Origin of the sequence: Flavobacterium arundinis, from assembly GCF_038289855.1 — a bacterium.
Lineage (GTDB): Bacteria > Bacteroidota > Bacteroidia > Flavobacteriales > Flavobacteriaceae > Flavobacterium > Flavobacterium arundinis.
The window spans coordinates 397,631-412,937 of sequence record NZ_JBBYHR010000002.1 but is presented as its reverse complement, the minus strand read 5'-3'; the positions used below and the strand labels follow the sequence as shown (position 1 = coordinate 412,937).

The 15,307-nt window shown below is 44.1% G+C and carries 13 protein-coding genes; 4 read left to right on the top strand and 9 right to left on the bottom strand.

Annotation, left to right across the window (positions count from 1 at the left end; genetic code table 11):
• The first annotated feature begins 346 nt into the window (after positions 1-346).
• On the top strand, positions 347-1,972 hold the full coding sequence (locus AAEO56_RS04950; RefSeq protein ID WP_341695917.1) for a hypothetical protein: 1,626 nt from the start codon (positions 347-349) through the stop codon (positions 1,970-1,972).
• A gap of 59 nt (positions 1,973-2,031) precedes the next feature.
• On the opposite strand, the gene AAEO56_RS04945 is transcribed toward AAEO56_RS04950, so the two are convergent.
• From AAEO56_RS04945 to AAEO56_RS04925, 5 genes are all read right to left on the bottom strand, one after another.
• Entirely contained in the window at positions 2,032-2,742 is a 711-nt protein-coding gene (locus tag AAEO56_RS04945; protein WP_341695916.1) for a YiiX/YebB-like N1pC/P60 family cysteine hydrolase, read from the bottom strand.
• A 19-nt stretch (positions 2,743-2,761) separates the two neighbouring features.
• Positions 2,762-3,145: a DUF4878 domain-containing protein gene (locus AAEO56_RS04940; RefSeq protein ID WP_341695915.1), complete on the bottom strand. Its 384-nt coding sequence runs from the start codon at positions 3,143-3,145 to the stop codon at positions 2,762-2,764.
• A gap of 64 nt (positions 3,146-3,209) precedes the next feature.
• Positions 3,210-4,376 carry a formate-dependent phosphoribosylglycinamide formyltransferase gene (purT, locus tag AAEO56_RS04935; protein WP_407934949.1) on the bottom strand — a complete coding sequence of 389 codons (1,167 nt, stop codon included), beginning with the start codon at positions 4,374-4,376 and terminating at the stop codon, positions 3,210-3,212.
• 86 nt (positions 4,377-4,462) lie between these two features.
• Positions 4,463-5,647, bottom strand: a complete 1,185-nt coding sequence (locus AAEO56_RS04930; RefSeq protein WP_341695914.1) for a pyridoxal phosphate-dependent aminotransferase — start codon at positions 5,645-5,647, stop codon at positions 4,463-4,465.
• A gap of 33 nt (positions 5,648-5,680) precedes the next feature.
• Positions 5,681-6,775 carry a fatty acid desaturase family protein gene (locus AAEO56_RS04925; protein WP_341695913.1) on the bottom strand — a complete coding sequence of 365 codons (1,095 nt, stop codon included), beginning with the start codon at positions 6,773-6,775 and terminating at the stop codon, positions 5,681-5,683.
• Between the two features lie 106 nt (positions 6,776-6,881).
• Here AAEO56_RS04925 and rsmG point away from each other — a divergent pair, with 106 nt between their 5' ends.
• Positions 6,882-7,511: a 16S rRNA (guanine(527)-N(7))-methyltransferase RsmG gene (gene rsmG, locus AAEO56_RS04920; protein ID WP_341695912.1), complete on the top strand. Its 630-nt coding sequence runs from the start codon at positions 6,882-6,884 to the stop codon at positions 7,509-7,511.
• A 48-nt stretch (positions 7,512-7,559) separates the two neighbouring features.
• Here the strand turns inward: rsmG and AAEO56_RS04915 are convergent, their stop codons facing one another.
• The 3 genes from AAEO56_RS04915 to AAEO56_RS04905 form a co-directional block, all read right to left on the bottom strand.
• Positions 7,560-8,606, bottom strand: a complete 1,047-nt coding sequence (locus AAEO56_RS04915) for an Omp28-related outer membrane protein (RefSeq protein ID WP_341695911.1) — start codon at positions 8,604-8,606, stop codon at positions 7,560-7,562.
• A 33-nt stretch (positions 8,607-8,639) separates the two neighbouring features.
• Positions 8,640-9,389 carry a T9SS type A sorting domain-containing protein gene (locus tag AAEO56_RS04910; RefSeq protein WP_341695910.1) on the bottom strand — a complete coding sequence of 250 codons (750 nt, stop codon included), beginning with the start codon at positions 9,387-9,389 and terminating at the stop codon, positions 8,640-8,642.
• A 108-nt stretch (positions 9,390-9,497) separates the two neighbouring features.
• Positions 9,498-11,015, bottom strand: a complete 1,518-nt coding sequence (locus AAEO56_RS04905) for a T9SS type A sorting domain-containing protein (RefSeq protein WP_341695909.1) — start codon at positions 11,013-11,015, stop codon at positions 9,498-9,500.
• A 285-nt stretch (positions 11,016-11,300) separates the two neighbouring features.
• Here AAEO56_RS04905 and AAEO56_RS04900 point away from each other — a divergent pair, with 285 nt between their 5' ends.
• Both AAEO56_RS04900 and AAEO56_RS04895 read left to right on the top strand, forming a co-directional pair.
• On the top strand, positions 11,301-11,777 hold the full coding sequence (locus AAEO56_RS04900) for a TlpA family protein disulfide reductase (protein WP_341695908.1): 477 nt from the start codon (positions 11,301-11,303) through the stop codon (positions 11,775-11,777).
• A gap of 4 nt (positions 11,778-11,781) precedes the next feature.
• Positions 11,782-13,482: a DUF6029 family protein gene (locus AAEO56_RS04895; RefSeq protein ID WP_341695907.1), complete on the top strand. Its 1,701-nt coding sequence runs from the start codon at positions 11,782-11,784 to the stop codon at positions 13,480-13,482.
• 158 nt (positions 13,483-13,640) lie between these two features.
• On the opposite strand, the gene pruA is transcribed toward AAEO56_RS04895, so the two are convergent.
• Positions 13,641-15,266 carry an L-glutamate gamma-semialdehyde dehydrogenase gene (gene pruA / locus AAEO56_RS04890; RefSeq protein ID WP_341695906.1) on the bottom strand — a complete coding sequence of 542 codons (1,626 nt, stop codon included), beginning with the start codon at positions 15,264-15,266 and terminating at the stop codon, positions 13,641-13,643.
• Positions 15,267-15,307: the final 41 nt, after the last annotated feature.

Below are 15,307 nucleotides of genomic sequence, written 5' to 3'. Positions count from 1 at the left end.
GTTTCGGTTAGTTTGTTTTTGACAAAAATAAGTTTTTTTTCACAGTGCCGGATTTTGACAGCGGCATAAATTTTTTCAGATAAATTGTAATTTATATCTTATTTTTTTAAAATTTCCTACTGCGCCAAAATTTGTACTTTTCGGACATTTTAGTCAGGACTAAATTTTTTAATGATAATAAAATTTGATTTATCCCGAAAAAATAAAATTTGATACAAAACGTGATTTTGATAGTACTCCATCATAAATAATTGCAGGGAATAATTTCCAATGTAAATTTTTATAATAATTAGTACTGTAACTTTATCTCCCATTTGCAGACTAATACTTCAAACACAAAAACATCATGAACAAGTACATTGCGATTCCCATTATTGCATTATTCGGTTTCCTGCTATTTTATTTTGGCCTGCCGGTCATCAGCTACGGCTTTATCGGTTTTGCCGTGATCCTGCTATTCCTTATCGCGCTCGCCATTCTTTTCACCGGCTTCGATGTGTCCGGAAAAAAAGTAATAGTAAAGCTTTCTCCGGTTCATAAAATACTTATGGCGGCAGCCGTAGTATTGATCATCTACATCGTTATCCTGCCATTGTTCACAAGCCTGCCCATGTTCAGAAGCGAATCATACAGGAACCTTATAGGTAAAGTACATTCCGGCAAAGAGATGTCAAACCACATAGCGCCCATATCCATCAACAAGGTAAGGGTCGTAGATGAAGAGCTGGCGCACCTTCTTGGCGAAAAAATATTAGGGTCAGATCCAGCGCTTGGCAGCAAATCCGAACTGGGCGAATTCTTTATCCAGAAAGTAGGCGACGAACTGTACTGGGTAGCGCCACTACTGCACTCGGGCTTTTTCAAATGGCTGAATAATTCAGACGGTACCGAGGGTTATGTAATGGTTTCGGCTACCAATGAGCGCGATGTGAAACTCGTGCAGAACCTCGATGGAAAAGACCTAAAGATTAAATACCAGCCGGGCGCTTATTTTGGCAGCTATGTAGAAAGGCATTTGTATTTCAATGGGTACGCTACTGCGGGACTGGCCGATTTCAACTTCGAGATCAACGACCAGGGCAAGCCGTACTGGGTTGCCACAAAATATGAAAAGGAAATAGGCTTTAGCGGTAATGATGCTACAGGGATTGTACTTGTAGATGCCCAAACCGGCGCTATCGAAGAATATACCATTGCCAATGCACCAAAGTGGGTCGACAGGATTCAGCCCATATCATTTATAATCGACCAACTTTCCGACTGGGGCGAGTACGTTCACGGCTACTGGAATTTTTCCAACGAAAATAAGCTGATGATCACCGAAGACCTTACGCTGGTTTACGGGGAAGACGGAAGGTCGTACTGGTACACCGGCGTTTCATCGGTAGGTAAGGAAGAATCGGCTGTAGGTTTTGTATTGGTCGATACGCGTACCAAAGAAGCTACTATGTACAACCAAAGCGGCGCCACCGAATATGCCGCCCAACGCTCGGCTGAAGGTAAGGTGCAGGAAAAAGGATATAAAGCCTCATTGCCTATACCGTATAATATCAACGATATCCCGACCTATGTAATGACACTCAAAGATGGCGGCGGACTTGTAAAAATGTATGCGATGGTGGCCATTGGCGATTATACAATCGTAGGCGTGGGCAATACTATGCGCGAAACACTGATGTCCTACAAGAACGTGTACAACATGGCCGGCAACCGCATAAACCCCAGCGACAAGGACAACAGGAAGACACTGAAGGCTGTGGTTGGGCGCATCCATAGTGATATTAAAAATGGCAATAGCTTCTATTACTTTACCGTGAGCAGCTACCCGAAAATATTCATTGGCTCTTCACAGCTGTCCAACGAATTGCCGGTAACTGTGGTGGGCGACAGCATTAATATTTCTTTTGATGAAGACAATGAAGAAGTGATCGACGTTTCTACTTTTGACAACCTTATGATAGGGAAGAAGTAGCCGAAAATTTATTTGAATAAATCATTAAATCCTTTCACACTATGTTGTGGAAGGATTTTTTATTTCGAACCGTTGTACTGATTTATCTTAATATCAAAATAAGCCGTATCATACATCGGCATCATTGAATAAAAAAAATCTTTACGGGCTGTTGGTTCGGTAGGTAGCGTAACGCAGCGAAGGTCTTTCTCAAGTATTTTCCATATCAGTTCCGTACAGAATAATTCCTTGTCGTCATCAAAATTACCGTTATGGTCGAATGGGATATGCTTTTCAAGATAGCTTTCAGCCAGCTTTGCCACTTTTTTCCCAATGGCAACATCGGTGCTTTTTATGTGGGTAACAATAATCTTTCCCGGCGCCGAATAGTTCAGGAATTCTTCGAGCGGTTGTATTTGCAGGCCGTCAATATTGGTGACATCGGATGATAGGGAATGAATGACGTGCAGTGCCCCATTACGGCGCACTATTATGCCGGCATGGGTTACATCTATAGAATTGCGGGTAGCGCTTTCATTCAGGTTTTTTGAGATATAGTCACTGAAAAAGCCGAAACCCCTGCGAAGAATAAAGTCACCTTCTTCCAGTTGTGCCATTTCAGCATGCGTAAGCCGTGTAACATCGTGGTTTTTAACGATTTCTTTTTGTTCTGACTGATGGTCAAAATAGAAAAATGCTTTATAGCTCATCAGCATAAAACAAAAAAGCACTACCATGCTTAAAAATAGTCTTTTAATCAGGTAGCGCTTTTTCATAATAACAGCTGCCATCAGGAAGATAGCGTATTATTTATTTCTTGCCTTCTTTATTCATGGTAACTTTCCAGTCGCCATCAACTTTTTTAAGGTCCATTGTTTTTTCAGTTGCATCTTCGCCTTCAGCAGTAACTTTATATTTTACAACAGCTTTGTCTTCTTTAATTTCAGACGATATGATATCTATTTTCACGTCTTTTTTCTTAGCTTCTGCTTTTTGCTCAGGAGTCATCATACCGCCGGCCATGCCCATCATTTGGCCTGTAGTCTCGTCACAGTATTTTTTGGCTTCTTCAAATTCTCCTTTTGTTGTGTGCTCAATAAAACTTTTGGCAACACCTTCAGGTCCGCTTTCTTTACCACATGATACAAATAGTGTAATCGACATGATTGCCAACATTGCAAATAATTTTCTCATAATATAGGTTGTTAAATTTTTGTAAAAATATGCTTTTCAGCGAAAAAAACTAATGTATAGCATATTATTTTTCAACATTTATCAATGCTGCTGCCTTTTTCGCCTTTTCTACGATTTCTCCTACAGGAGTATCCGGAGTGTCGCTTACCAATGCCACACCCATTCGGCGATAGGGGCGGGAGGTAGGCTTGCCAAACAGCCTGAAATCGGTTTTAGGCAGTGCAGCTATTTTTTCAACACCTGTAAATGTCGGGTTGTCGCTGTTTTCAGAGGCCAATATAACAGCACTTGCACCGGCTTTTTCGAGTGTGATCTCTGCAATTGGAAGGCTGAGTATAGCGCGAAGGTGCAGTTCAAATTCATTGAAGTTTTGGGTGCCTGCCAATGTCACCATTCCGGTATCGTGCGGGCGGGGAGATAACTCCGAAAAATATACCCCTTCATCGGTAAGGAAAAATTCCACACCAAACAGCCCGGCACCTCCAAGCGCCTCCGTCACTTTCCGCGCCATGTCCTGCGCTTCCGCCATAGCTGCATCCGATACATTGGCGGGTTGCCAGCTTTCCTGGTAATCACCGCGTTCCTGCCTGTGTCCGATGGGTGCGCAAAACAGGGTAGGGTTATTATTTTGGGTTACGGTTAGTAATGTTATCTCCGAATTGAAATTCACGAATGCCTCCACGATCACTTCCACCACGTCACCACGCGAGCCTTCGACTGCATAACTCCAGGCTTTTTCAATATCAGCTTCAGTCTTAATAGTGCTCTGCCCTTTACCCGATGAAGACATCAGTGGCTTTACGACACACGGAATGCCCACTTCGGCAACAGCCTTTTGCAGCTCTTCAGCCGAGGTGGCATAACGGTAGTTGGCGGTACGCAGGCCCAGCCCTTTCGCTGCCAGGTCACGTATAGCTTTGCGGTTCATGGTAAAGTTGGCCGCTTTAGCCCATGGCACAACAGTGATGCCCTGCTTTTCATAATCGTAAAAACGCTCGGTGCGAATGGCTTCGATCTCGGGAACAATGAAGTCAGGTTTATGCTTGGCGACTATAGCGTCCAGTGCTGCGCCGTCCAGCATATTGATGACTTCAAACCCGTGTGCTACCTGCATGGCGGGTGCATTTTCATAACTGTCAACGGCAATAACCTTTTGTCCGATGCGCTGTGCGGCTATCACAAATTCTTTACCCAGTTCCCCTGAGCCTAATAGGAGTATCTTTTTTTGCATTGTGTTGTTGTTTGTAGTTAGGGGTCAAAGTTACAAAGTTTAAACAGCATAAAAAAAGCCCCCGACATTGTCGGGGGCTATATTGTTTAAGCAAGCGCTTCTTTTATCCTTCGTAATGCTTCTGTGAGCAGTTCCTCGCTGGTGGCGTAAGAAAAACGGATGCAGTTGGGATTCCCGAATGCATCTCCGGTTACTGTCGCTACATTGGCATGTTCCAGCAGGTACATGCTCAGGTCGTCGGCATTGTTTATTTGCACACCGTTAAGTGTTTTTCCAAAGTAATAAGATACGTCAGGGAAAACATAGAATGCACCTTCCGGTACATTGATCTTCACGCCCGGAATTTCTTTCAGCAATCCCACTACAAGATCCCTTCTTTTATGGAAAGCATCTACCATCTCCTCCAGTACCGATGGGTCGGCATCAACAGCGGTAATCGTTGCACGCTGCGCGATACTGTTGGCTCCGCTGGTTACCTGGCCCTGCATTTTGGTACAGGCCTTGGCGATGAATTCAGGTGCGCCTATATATCCGATCCTCCATCCGGTCATGGCAAAGGCTTTCGCCACTCCATTCACGGTAATTGTCCTGTCAAACAGGCCGGGTATCGATGCGATGCTGCAAAATGTACCTGAGAAATTGATATGCTCATAGATTTCATCCGATACGATATAGATATTCGGGTATTTGTTCAGCACCTCGCCGATAGCGGTAAGCTCCTCACGGCTGTAAACAGATCCGCTTGGGTTACATGGCGAACTGAACCACATCATTTTTGTTTTTGGGGTGATGGCTGCCTCAAGCTGTTCCGGTGTCATCTTGAAATCATTCTCGACCGATGTCGGTACTTCTACCGGCACACCGTCCGAAAGCTTGATGATCTCATAATAGCTCACCCAGTAGGGTGCAGGCAGTATCACTTCGTCGCCATCGTTCAGCATTACCTGCCCGATGTTGTAAAGCGATTGCTTCGCGCCTGTAGATACCACAATTTGCGAAGACGTATAGATAAGGTTATTATCCCTTTTAAATTTCCTGCAGATAGCCTCTTTCAGTTCTACATACCCATCTACAGGAGAGTAGGTGCTGTAGTTGTCGTGTATTGCCTGTATGGCTGCCTCTTTAATGAAATCCGGCGTATTAAAGTCCGGTTCGCCAAGGCTAAGGCTTATAATGTCTTTTCCCTGTGCTTTTAGCTCCCTGGCTTTCGCAGCCATAGCAAGGGTTTGTGAAGTAGATAAGTTATTGATTCTGTCAGAAAGCGGGTTCATGCCTGGTGTCGTTTGTGTTATAGTTTGAATTTATTAGCTTATCGCGGGTTTCATTCCCAGTTCTTTAAGGTGCCTGAAATGGGCAGCCACCGCGCTCCTCATGGTTTTGAATTCATGGTACGGCAGGTTATGTTCTTTAGCGGTCTGCTTCACGATTTCGGCGATCTTTCCGTAATGCACGTGGCTTATGTTCGGGAAAATGTGGTGTTCGATCTGGTGGTTAAGCCCGCCTGTAAACCAATTGATGATCTTGTTTTTCGGGGCAAAGTTGGCCGTGGTATACAGTTGGTGTATTGCCCATGTATTTTCCATTTCGCCATTTTCGTCGGGAACCGGATTAGTAGTTTCCTCAACAACATGTGCCAATTGGAATACCACGCTCAATATAAGCCCGGCAACGTAATGCATAACGAAAAATCCTATAAGTACTTTCCACCATGTTATGCCGAGTGCCATAGGGAGCGCCAGCCATACGGTTACATAAATGATCTTCGTGATAACAAGTATCGTCCACTGCTTTATAGGGCTTTGGAATTTACCGTACGATAATCCTCTCTTGATGTAGCGCCTCATCTGCTTGATATCGGTAGTGATAGCCCAGTTGAATGTTAGTAATCCGTAAAGGAAAATGGAGTAATAGTGTTGGAATTTATGAAACCAGCTCCACTCTGCGCTGTGCGTAAAACGGATCACACGGCCGGCGTCAAGGTCTTCGTCGTGCCCGTGGATGTTGGTATAAGTATGGTGAAGCACATTATGCTGCACCTGCCAGTTATTTACATTGCCTGCCAAAATATACAGGCTGCCGCCCATGATTTTGTTAAGCCATGATTTGGAAGAATAGGAGCCGTGGTTGCCATCGTGCATTACATTCATGCCAATGCCGGCCATGCCCACGCCCATCACTATGGTAAGCAGCAAATGTACCCACAACGGCATATCCAGGGTAAGGATAATAAAGTAGGGCGCAAAGAAAAGCGAAAACATAATGATCGCTTTCAGGTGCAGTTTCCAGTTGCCGGTCTTCTTAAGGTTGTTTTCCTTAAAGTAGTCATTAACACGCTTGTTGAGCGTCCTGAAGAATTTTATAGAGTCGTTTTTAGAAAAAACGGGAGGAGAAATATTCATGAAATTTTTTTATGTCTTAGGTTCCAAAGGTAGTCATTATCAATACTGAAACCAAACTAAGTGATAAATATCATATCAATTGATTACTTTTGCGAAAAGCAAAATAATGGAGGAGATAATCAGGCAATTCCCAGATCTTAGCGAAGTTCAGGTACAGCAATTTGAAAAATTGGGAGCGTTGTACGAAGACTGGAACGCAAAGATCAATGTCATTTCAAGGAAAGATATCGATTCTCTTTATACAAAACATGTGCTGCATTCTCTTGGTATTGCTAAGGTTATGGAGTTTAAGCCTGGAGCCGAAGTGCTCGATGTAGGTACCGGCGGCGGATTTCCCGGCATACCGCTTGCTATCTTATTTCCCGAGACCAATTTTTACCTTATCGATGTCATTGCCAAAAAAATAAAGGTAGTGCAGGAAGTTGCCGGCGCGCTTGGCCTGGAAAATGTAAAGGCTGAACAGAAGCGGGCCGAACTTGTAAAAAGCGATTTCGATTTTGTAGTGAGCCGTGCTGTAACCAATATGCCCGACTTTGTAACATGGGTAAAAGACAAGATAAAGAAAAAGCAGCAGCACGAACTAAAGAACGGAATCCTCTATCTCAAAGGCGGCGACCTCACCGAAGAGCTTCAGGATTTCCCTAAAGCCACCGAGTATAACCTTTCAGATTATTTTAGTGACGAATTTTTTGAGACAAAAAAAGTGGTACACCTGCCACTAAAGTTTAAAGCATAAAAAATGCCTCCATTGTTCGGAGGCATTTTTGTATAAGGTAAATTAAATTTATAGCTCCTCAAAATCCTGGCTTACATTAGGTAATGCTTCCCTTACGTTGATGGCATTCCCGTCAGCATCTATAACAAAAGCCACGAACTCTATGTTGGCTGCACTCGCCACATTAGCCGGCACCGGAACGCTGAACGACCTGGTGTACACATGGTTCACCACCGTTTCGCTGCTGTTGATGGCTTCACCCAAAAGAGGGGTAAGCACAGCCCTGAGCACATGGTTGTGGTGGAAATCTTCCAGCAGGTCAAAACCGTCATAATAGGTTGTGTAATTATGCTGGTCATAGATCAGGCCATTTTCCAACACATAAACTACAAGTTTAAGGTTGCTGAAATTGCTGCTGAATTTTACATTCACATTCACATTCATGGTGTTTCCAGTAACAGAAGTTTCCAATGCGAGTCCCATTTTTGGGTTAACGCCTTGTGTAAGCCCGATCACCTGTGCAATATTTTCCGGTTCAGGGAAATTCCACTGCGTTTTCCGGTTCAGGAACCCTTTAGGATAACCTTCGGCGCCAAGCGTATTCTCAAGTTCAGAAGTGTCGTAGTTGTACGGGTCATATACAGAGCTCGAAACATTAGAGCTTGGCCTGTGTATGGATACCGCTACTACATGGTCGCTATGCTGTTTGGCAAGCTCAATTCCGTAGGCAACCCTTGGGCAATAGCCACACCAGGTACCGGTATAGTCCTCAATAAGCACACGCTTTACAAAATTGGTCTCGGAGCCGTCATAGAAACGTACGGTAAGCGTGTCCGAAACTGTCCCGATTACTGCCCTGATCTTAAAATCACCCACCTCGGATGATGTGAGCGTGTTCCCTTCAATTGCTGTGCCATTTACAAAAATAGCCGCCTCACCGGTCACATCAGAGTTGTTGTTGTCCTTTACAGTTAAAGTGATGGTTTCACCTACTATTTTAGCAGAACTGTCAGCGGTTAGCACAACACCTTCCACAGACTTTAATACCTCATAATCGGTCGAACATCCAGAAAAGAAAAGGGTGGCGAATAAAAGCAGTATAAAATTCTTTTTCATTGTCATTTCATTGTAGCCTAAGCAGCGTATTATTTAATTTTTTACGATCCTTATCTGCGACGACTTGTTGTCCTCATTGGTAAACCTTGCAAAATAAACCGCAGCGCTAAGGCCGGAAAGGTCGGCAGATTGCGAGCCTTCTTTAATGTTCTCTGTTTTTACAACCTGTCCTGCCATATTGATAAGCTCCAGTTTTACATTTTGGGTTGCAGAAAATTCCAGTTGGTTGGTTACTACGGTATTTTTAATAGAGATACCCATGTTTTGCAAAGCAGCAAAATCCGTAGTGCCTGCTGTTGGGGAGTACCTGTAGGTAAAAGTTACCAGCGGTTCACCTATCTGTGCACCGGTATTATCAACCTGTACAAAAGCAAGGTTTACCACCACATCTTCACCGGGATTTGTCCCGGCATTACCAAGATAGAAATGATCCTGGTCACCGTTCGAATCGCCGGGGGCAAGCTCCAGCCCGCTTACAGGGCTATTTGGTACTGTGCCTCCTGTAGTGAAACTAAAGTAGCAAAATCCGCCAAAGCAAAATTGGATGTTATCTCCGGAGCCGGTTGTGTTCTGCATAGACAAAACCTTTAATTTCAGGTTCAATGTAGCGTCCGATGTGTTTGTTACGTGCAAAGGTAATTCGGTATAGATTTGCGGCGTCAGGGTATTAGTAACATACTCATAGCCATTTTGTATAACCTGTTCATTTCTGCCAGTTACCGTTATTTGTGCCTGTGCAATCCCGCATAATAATATCCCGGCCATTAAAATAATTTTCTTCATGATCATTGTTTAATTTAAAATAGTTGCAATTGTTTTTTTAAGTAAAAAGCTATCGGGCCTAATTTCTTATTCCCGATAGCAGTATAGATATTTTCAACAGTTATAGAATTACTCTACAACAATTTTCTCGATCCTTTCAGATGTCATCCCTTTTATTTTGGCAACATACAGTCCGCTCTGCAGCGATCCAAGGTTTATAGAACCACCGTTCTCAATACCTTTAGCAGTATATACTACTTTACCTGTAAGGTCAAGAACTGTTACTTCTACAGTTTCCTGCGTTGTAAAGTTAAGGATGCCCGTTGTAGGGTTAGGGTACATTGCAAATGTTTCAGCAGTTATCGTTTCAGTGCCAAGAGTTCCCATAGCCCTGAAAGCTTTGGTAGTTGTAAGCGTTGACCCGAAATTACCAACATTAAGATTTTCGTAAGCAGTTACACCGTTAGAAATGATCTCTATTCCTCCGGCTCCCCATCCGTCACCAGCGCCATCTTTTATAGTTACTGTAAAACACTCAGGGCTGTCGCCTGCCAATGTAACGTTGTGTATTTTAGTAGTGTTAGCATCCGGGCCGCCCGCGCCGTACTGGCCTGGGCCTGCCTGGTAAGGTCCGCCTGAAGCAACAATAGTACCGCCGCTGTTTTTTATTTGCCATGTAATTTCACTAGGATAAGTATCAGTATGAACCTTTACTTCGACAATATTGATAGGAGCTACGCCGGCTACAGAGAAAGCTACAGGTGTTACAGCCTGCTCCGGGTGAGCAGGTGCACTGCCATTTATAGATGTAACTTCCATTGTATACGTTGATCCTGCATTTAAAACGACATTATTGAAATTGATAGATGCTGCGGTCGCGAACTGGTTAAGGTTCCCGTTATACGTTTGTGTTGCTACTGTGGCACCACTATTGTCTTTAAGGACAATTGTTGCATTAGTAATGGCATTTTCACCAAAGTTTTTAAGCTTGCCCTGTACCTGGATAGCATCGCCGGGAGTACAAAGCCTCAATTTAGCCGACGATTGCTCAATGTGACCAAAGTTTTGTGTCCCCACAAGTGTCTGGCAGCCATCGTTGATAACGCTTTTAAGCTGTGCAGCAGTCATCTGGTCTGCAGATGTTGTTGTTTTAGTTTCCTGGCATATAACATACATGGTCGGGAAATAATCTACATCATATTTATTTGCAGCGCCAAGGTTAAGTGCTTCAGTGTCCTCAATAATAGGGTATGGGCTTCCAAGCGTCCAGTTGCCCTGGCTGGGGGCGATAGGTCCCTGTTCGCCATAAATGTTAGCGGTAGTCGTATTGGCGATATCCCCCTCGATAAAAAACACCATAAGCTCATTAGATCCATCCGGTCCATACGCTTCGTAAAGATCTGCCAGCGCATGGGTTTGGTGGTAGTTCCAGCAAGGCGCGCACCATGTAGCAGAAAAGTCTACTACAACGCTTTTCCCCTGGTTAAGATAATCTGCATAAAGTGAATATTCAGCACCATTAATATCGGTAGCAGTAAAGTCAGGTGCGATAGAGCCATCAGTCAACGGATTTCCGTCTCCCGAAACCTGTGCCGACGCAGTTAGCCCTGCGGCTAAAAGCAATCCTAAAAGTAAATTTTTTTTCATATATTCAAGTTTAATAGTTTAGTTATCTGCTGATAATTGAGGCGAAAATTATGTAAAAAAATTGTTACACCGAAAAAAATGCGACAAAATGTTTAAAAAAACATTAAATCTTAATAAAGCGGTGCGGAAAATGTTATAAAAACCATGTTTTCACCCCTAACGTTGTGATTTTTATATTTCTACCATCTCTATAGGGTTATAATTTTCGGAAAAAAGGCCCGTTTGCAGATAAAATTTTTTTAATATTGCCACGCAACTATTTATATCTATTTTAACTAAACAACTATGAAAAAAATCCTGGTGCTTTTCTTATTCCTTACGGCTTCTGTTTATGCACAGAAAGAAATGCCGAATGTGAACCTCAAATCAGAAAATAACAAAAGCTATAACGTAAAAAACGACTTTGCGCAGAAAGACAAGATTTATGTCTTTACATTTTGGGCTACATGGTGCGTTCCCTGCCTTAACGAGCTGGATGCCATCAACCAGCATTATGCAGAATGGTCTAAAGAGCTGAATATGGAAGTTATAGCTGTATCAATAGATGATACCCGTACGCAAAAACGTGTAAAGCCGTTGCTTAACGGTAAAAAATGGCCATACACTATTCTGTTAGATACTAACCAGGACCTAAAGAGGGCTTTGGCGATTGCCAATGTACCCTATACCATTGTTGTTAAAAACAAGAAAGTGGTTTATGTACACAACGGCTACAGCCAGGGTGCTGAAAAAGAACTATACGCTAAACTGAAGACGCTATAGATTGATGAAGAAATTACTTTTATTACTGCTGCCGCTATCGGTGGTAGGGAGCCTTTCAGCACAGGAAAACGATTCCATACAAAAAAAGGATTACGGCAAAGTGTTCGGCGGATTCGAGTCGAATTCCCAATGGTACCTCAACGATAAGGAAAGAGGATTATCCCATCCGGAAGACCCGATACGCTCAAACAACTACCTTTTGGTCAATTACCAGATTGGCAGTTTTAGTGCGGGTGTACAGGTAGAATCTTATGAGCCAAACGCGCTCCTCAATTACAATCCCGGTTTTAAGGGTACCGACCTCGGAACCTATTATGCCAGTTATAAAACAAGCAAATTTGAAGCCACTGCAGGCTATTTTTATGAGCAGTTCGGTAGTGGACTTTTGCTGCGCGCCTGGGAAGACAGGGCGCTGGGTATCAACACGGCCCTTCGCGGCGGACGGATACTGTACCGCCCGTCTGATAACGTAAGGCTGACGGCTTTGTACGGTCGCCAGCGTTCTGGTTTTGATGTGGCGCATGGCGATGTATATGGCTTTGATTCTGATTTTAACCTGAGCAAGCTTTTTAAGTTTGAATCGTCAGACCTTTCTGTAGGGGCAAGCTACGTAGGCCGTTATGAAAAAATTGACCTGCCAGACCCGCCTGTTGATGAACTTACCAATGCTTTTGCCGGAAGGGTAAACTTTATCCACAACGCTTTTTATGCTTCGGGTGAATTCAATTACAAACAAAAAGACGTACTGCTGAATGCATTGAATACCCTGAATTACGACTTTATAAAACCGGGTAATGCATTGCTTCTTAATTTTGGTTATTCTAAAGAAGGACTAGGCATCGATGCTACGTTGCGTCGTATGGAAAACATGGGCTTCCTTTCCGAAAGGACCCCAACCAGTGTAGGCGACGGTATTTCTACAAGCCTTAACTTTAATGACAAGATACTCAGCTTTACACCGGCTTTAACCAAGCAGCACCATTCCAACCTGGCAAACATCTATGTATTCCAGGCGCAGGGCAGGGTAAGTTTTGTAGACCCTACCATCATGATGGCAGGTGAGACCGGCGGGCAATTGGATGTATTTTATGATTTTGCAAAGGAATCGATGTTCGGAGGAAAATACGGTACTAAGGTAGCTATTAATGTTTCGAGCTGGTACAACCTTCCGGGCCAGTACAGGTTCAACCCGGCGCAGTACGATACAAAATTCTTTGGGGTAGGCACGAAGTACTTCTCCGATTACAATGTCGAAATAAAAAAGCAGCTGTCCGAAACCTGGCATACCGCCTTTGAATATGTCAATCAGTATTATAACAAAGAGTGGCTGCAGGGTGGCGAATTGGTAAAAACCAATATCGTTACCGGCGAGGCAACTTATAATTTCTCACCTTCCAAATCCATACGCGTTGAAGCGGAGCACATGTGGGCCGATGCCGATTTTAAGAACTGGGCAGGCGGTACTGTAGAGCTTAACCTGAATGATAAATATTCATTCTATGTTTGGGACATTATGAATTACGGCAACGACGATGCGAAAAAGCGTATCCATTACTACAACGTAGGCGGCGCTTACAGGATTGGAGCTACCCGTATTGCCCTCAATTACGGAAGGCAGCGTGGCGGACTCGTATGCGTAGGCGGTGTATGCCGTTTTGTACCGGAAAGCACCGGAGTGTCAATGCAGATCAGTACCGCGTTTTAAACGCTAACCCCGTCGCTAACCGTCATTGCGAGGAGGAACGACGAAGCAATCTTTCAAATTTACACATTTCGGACCTGACAGGTTTCAAAAACCTTCAGGTCCGGAAACAAAAAAGTTCCCGTTTTTAGCGGGAACTTTTTTGTTGTATATAATTTGTATTATCCCAAAAACGGATACCTGTAATCACTAGGCGGTACAAACGTTTCCTTGATCGTCCTTGGCGATACCCAGCGAAGCAGGTTCAGTATCGATCCGGCTTTATCATTAGTACCTGATGCCCTTGCACCCCCAAAAGGCTGCTGACCCACCACGGCACCTGTAGGCTTATCGTTGATGTAGAAGTTACCCGCGCTGTTCTCAAGCACTTTGGTAGCCTCCTCAATAGCATAGCGGTCCTGGCTGAAAATAGCCCCCGTAAGCGCGTAAGGCGATGTCTCGTCAACCAGCTTTAGCGTTTCTGCCCACTGGCTGTCCTCATAAACATATATTGTCAGTACCGGCCCGAACAATTCGGTACACAGTGTGTTGTATTTGCTGTTGGTGGTTAGGATAACTGTTGGCTCGATGAACCATCCTTTCGACTTGTCGTAATTTCCACCTGCAATAATTTCGGCATCAGCATCTTTTTTTGCAGCGTCGATATATCCGGCAAGTTTGTCAAAAGATGCTTCGTGTATCACAGCCGAAACAAAGTTGGAAGGATCTTCCGGCGATCCCATTTTAAAGGAAGCCATATCCTTAAGCAGATGCTCTTTTACTGCCGGCCAAAGCGACTGCGGGATATAAGCCCTTGATGCAGCCGAACATTTCTGTCCCTGATATTCAAAAGCGCCCCTTGATAGGGCAGTGGCTACCTGTGCAGGGATCGATGACGGGTGAACCATCACAAAATCCTTACCGCCGGTTTCGCCTACGATCCTTGGGTACGTTTTATAGTTGCTGATATTCTTTCCTATGCTTGTCCAGATGTCGTTAAATACGCCAGTCGAACCTGTAAAGTGCACCCCTGCGAAATCAGGGCTGGAGATCAGTGTATCACTTATCATTCCCGCGCTGCCGTGTACCATATTGATAACACCGGCAGGTAATCCTGCAAGCTTGAATACTTCCATGATCACATTAGCGCTGTACACCTGTGCGGCGCTCGGTTTCCATACCACCACATTACCCATAAGGGCAGGTGCGGCAGGCAGGTTGCCGGCAATAGCCGTAAAGTTAAAAGGGGTAACTGCGTAAACAAACCCTTCCAGTGGGCGGTGCTCCATCCTGTTCCATATCCCTTCAGAAGATACCGGCTGTTCCGCATAGATCTGCGCCATAAATTCCACGTTGAAACGAAGGAAGTCGATAAATTCGCATGCAGCATCGATCTCAGCCTGGTGTACGGTCTTCGCCTGGGCGATCATCGTAGCGGCATTTATTTTGGCACGGTAAGGCCCGGCAAGCAGCTCGGCAGCTTTCAGGAATATAGATGCCCTGTGTTCCCATGCCATCGAAGCCCATTTTTTCTTTGCAGAAAGTGCGGCTGCAATAGCCTGCTCTACGTGCTCTTTTTCGGCTTCATGGTATTGGCCCACTGTTTTTTTATGGTCAAACGGCGGGTTTATAGTTTTTGTTTTCCCGGTGCGGATTTCCTCGCTGCCAATGTATAGCGGCACATCCACAGTGGTATTGTACATTTCTTTGAAAGTGGCAAGTACCTGTTCCCTCTCCTTGGTTCCGGGAGCGTAAGACTTAACGGGCTCGTTAATCGCCTTTGGTACGTTGTATATTCCTTTTGGCATAATCGTATGTAGTTTAAAGGATTAAATTTTTGGTATTGCAA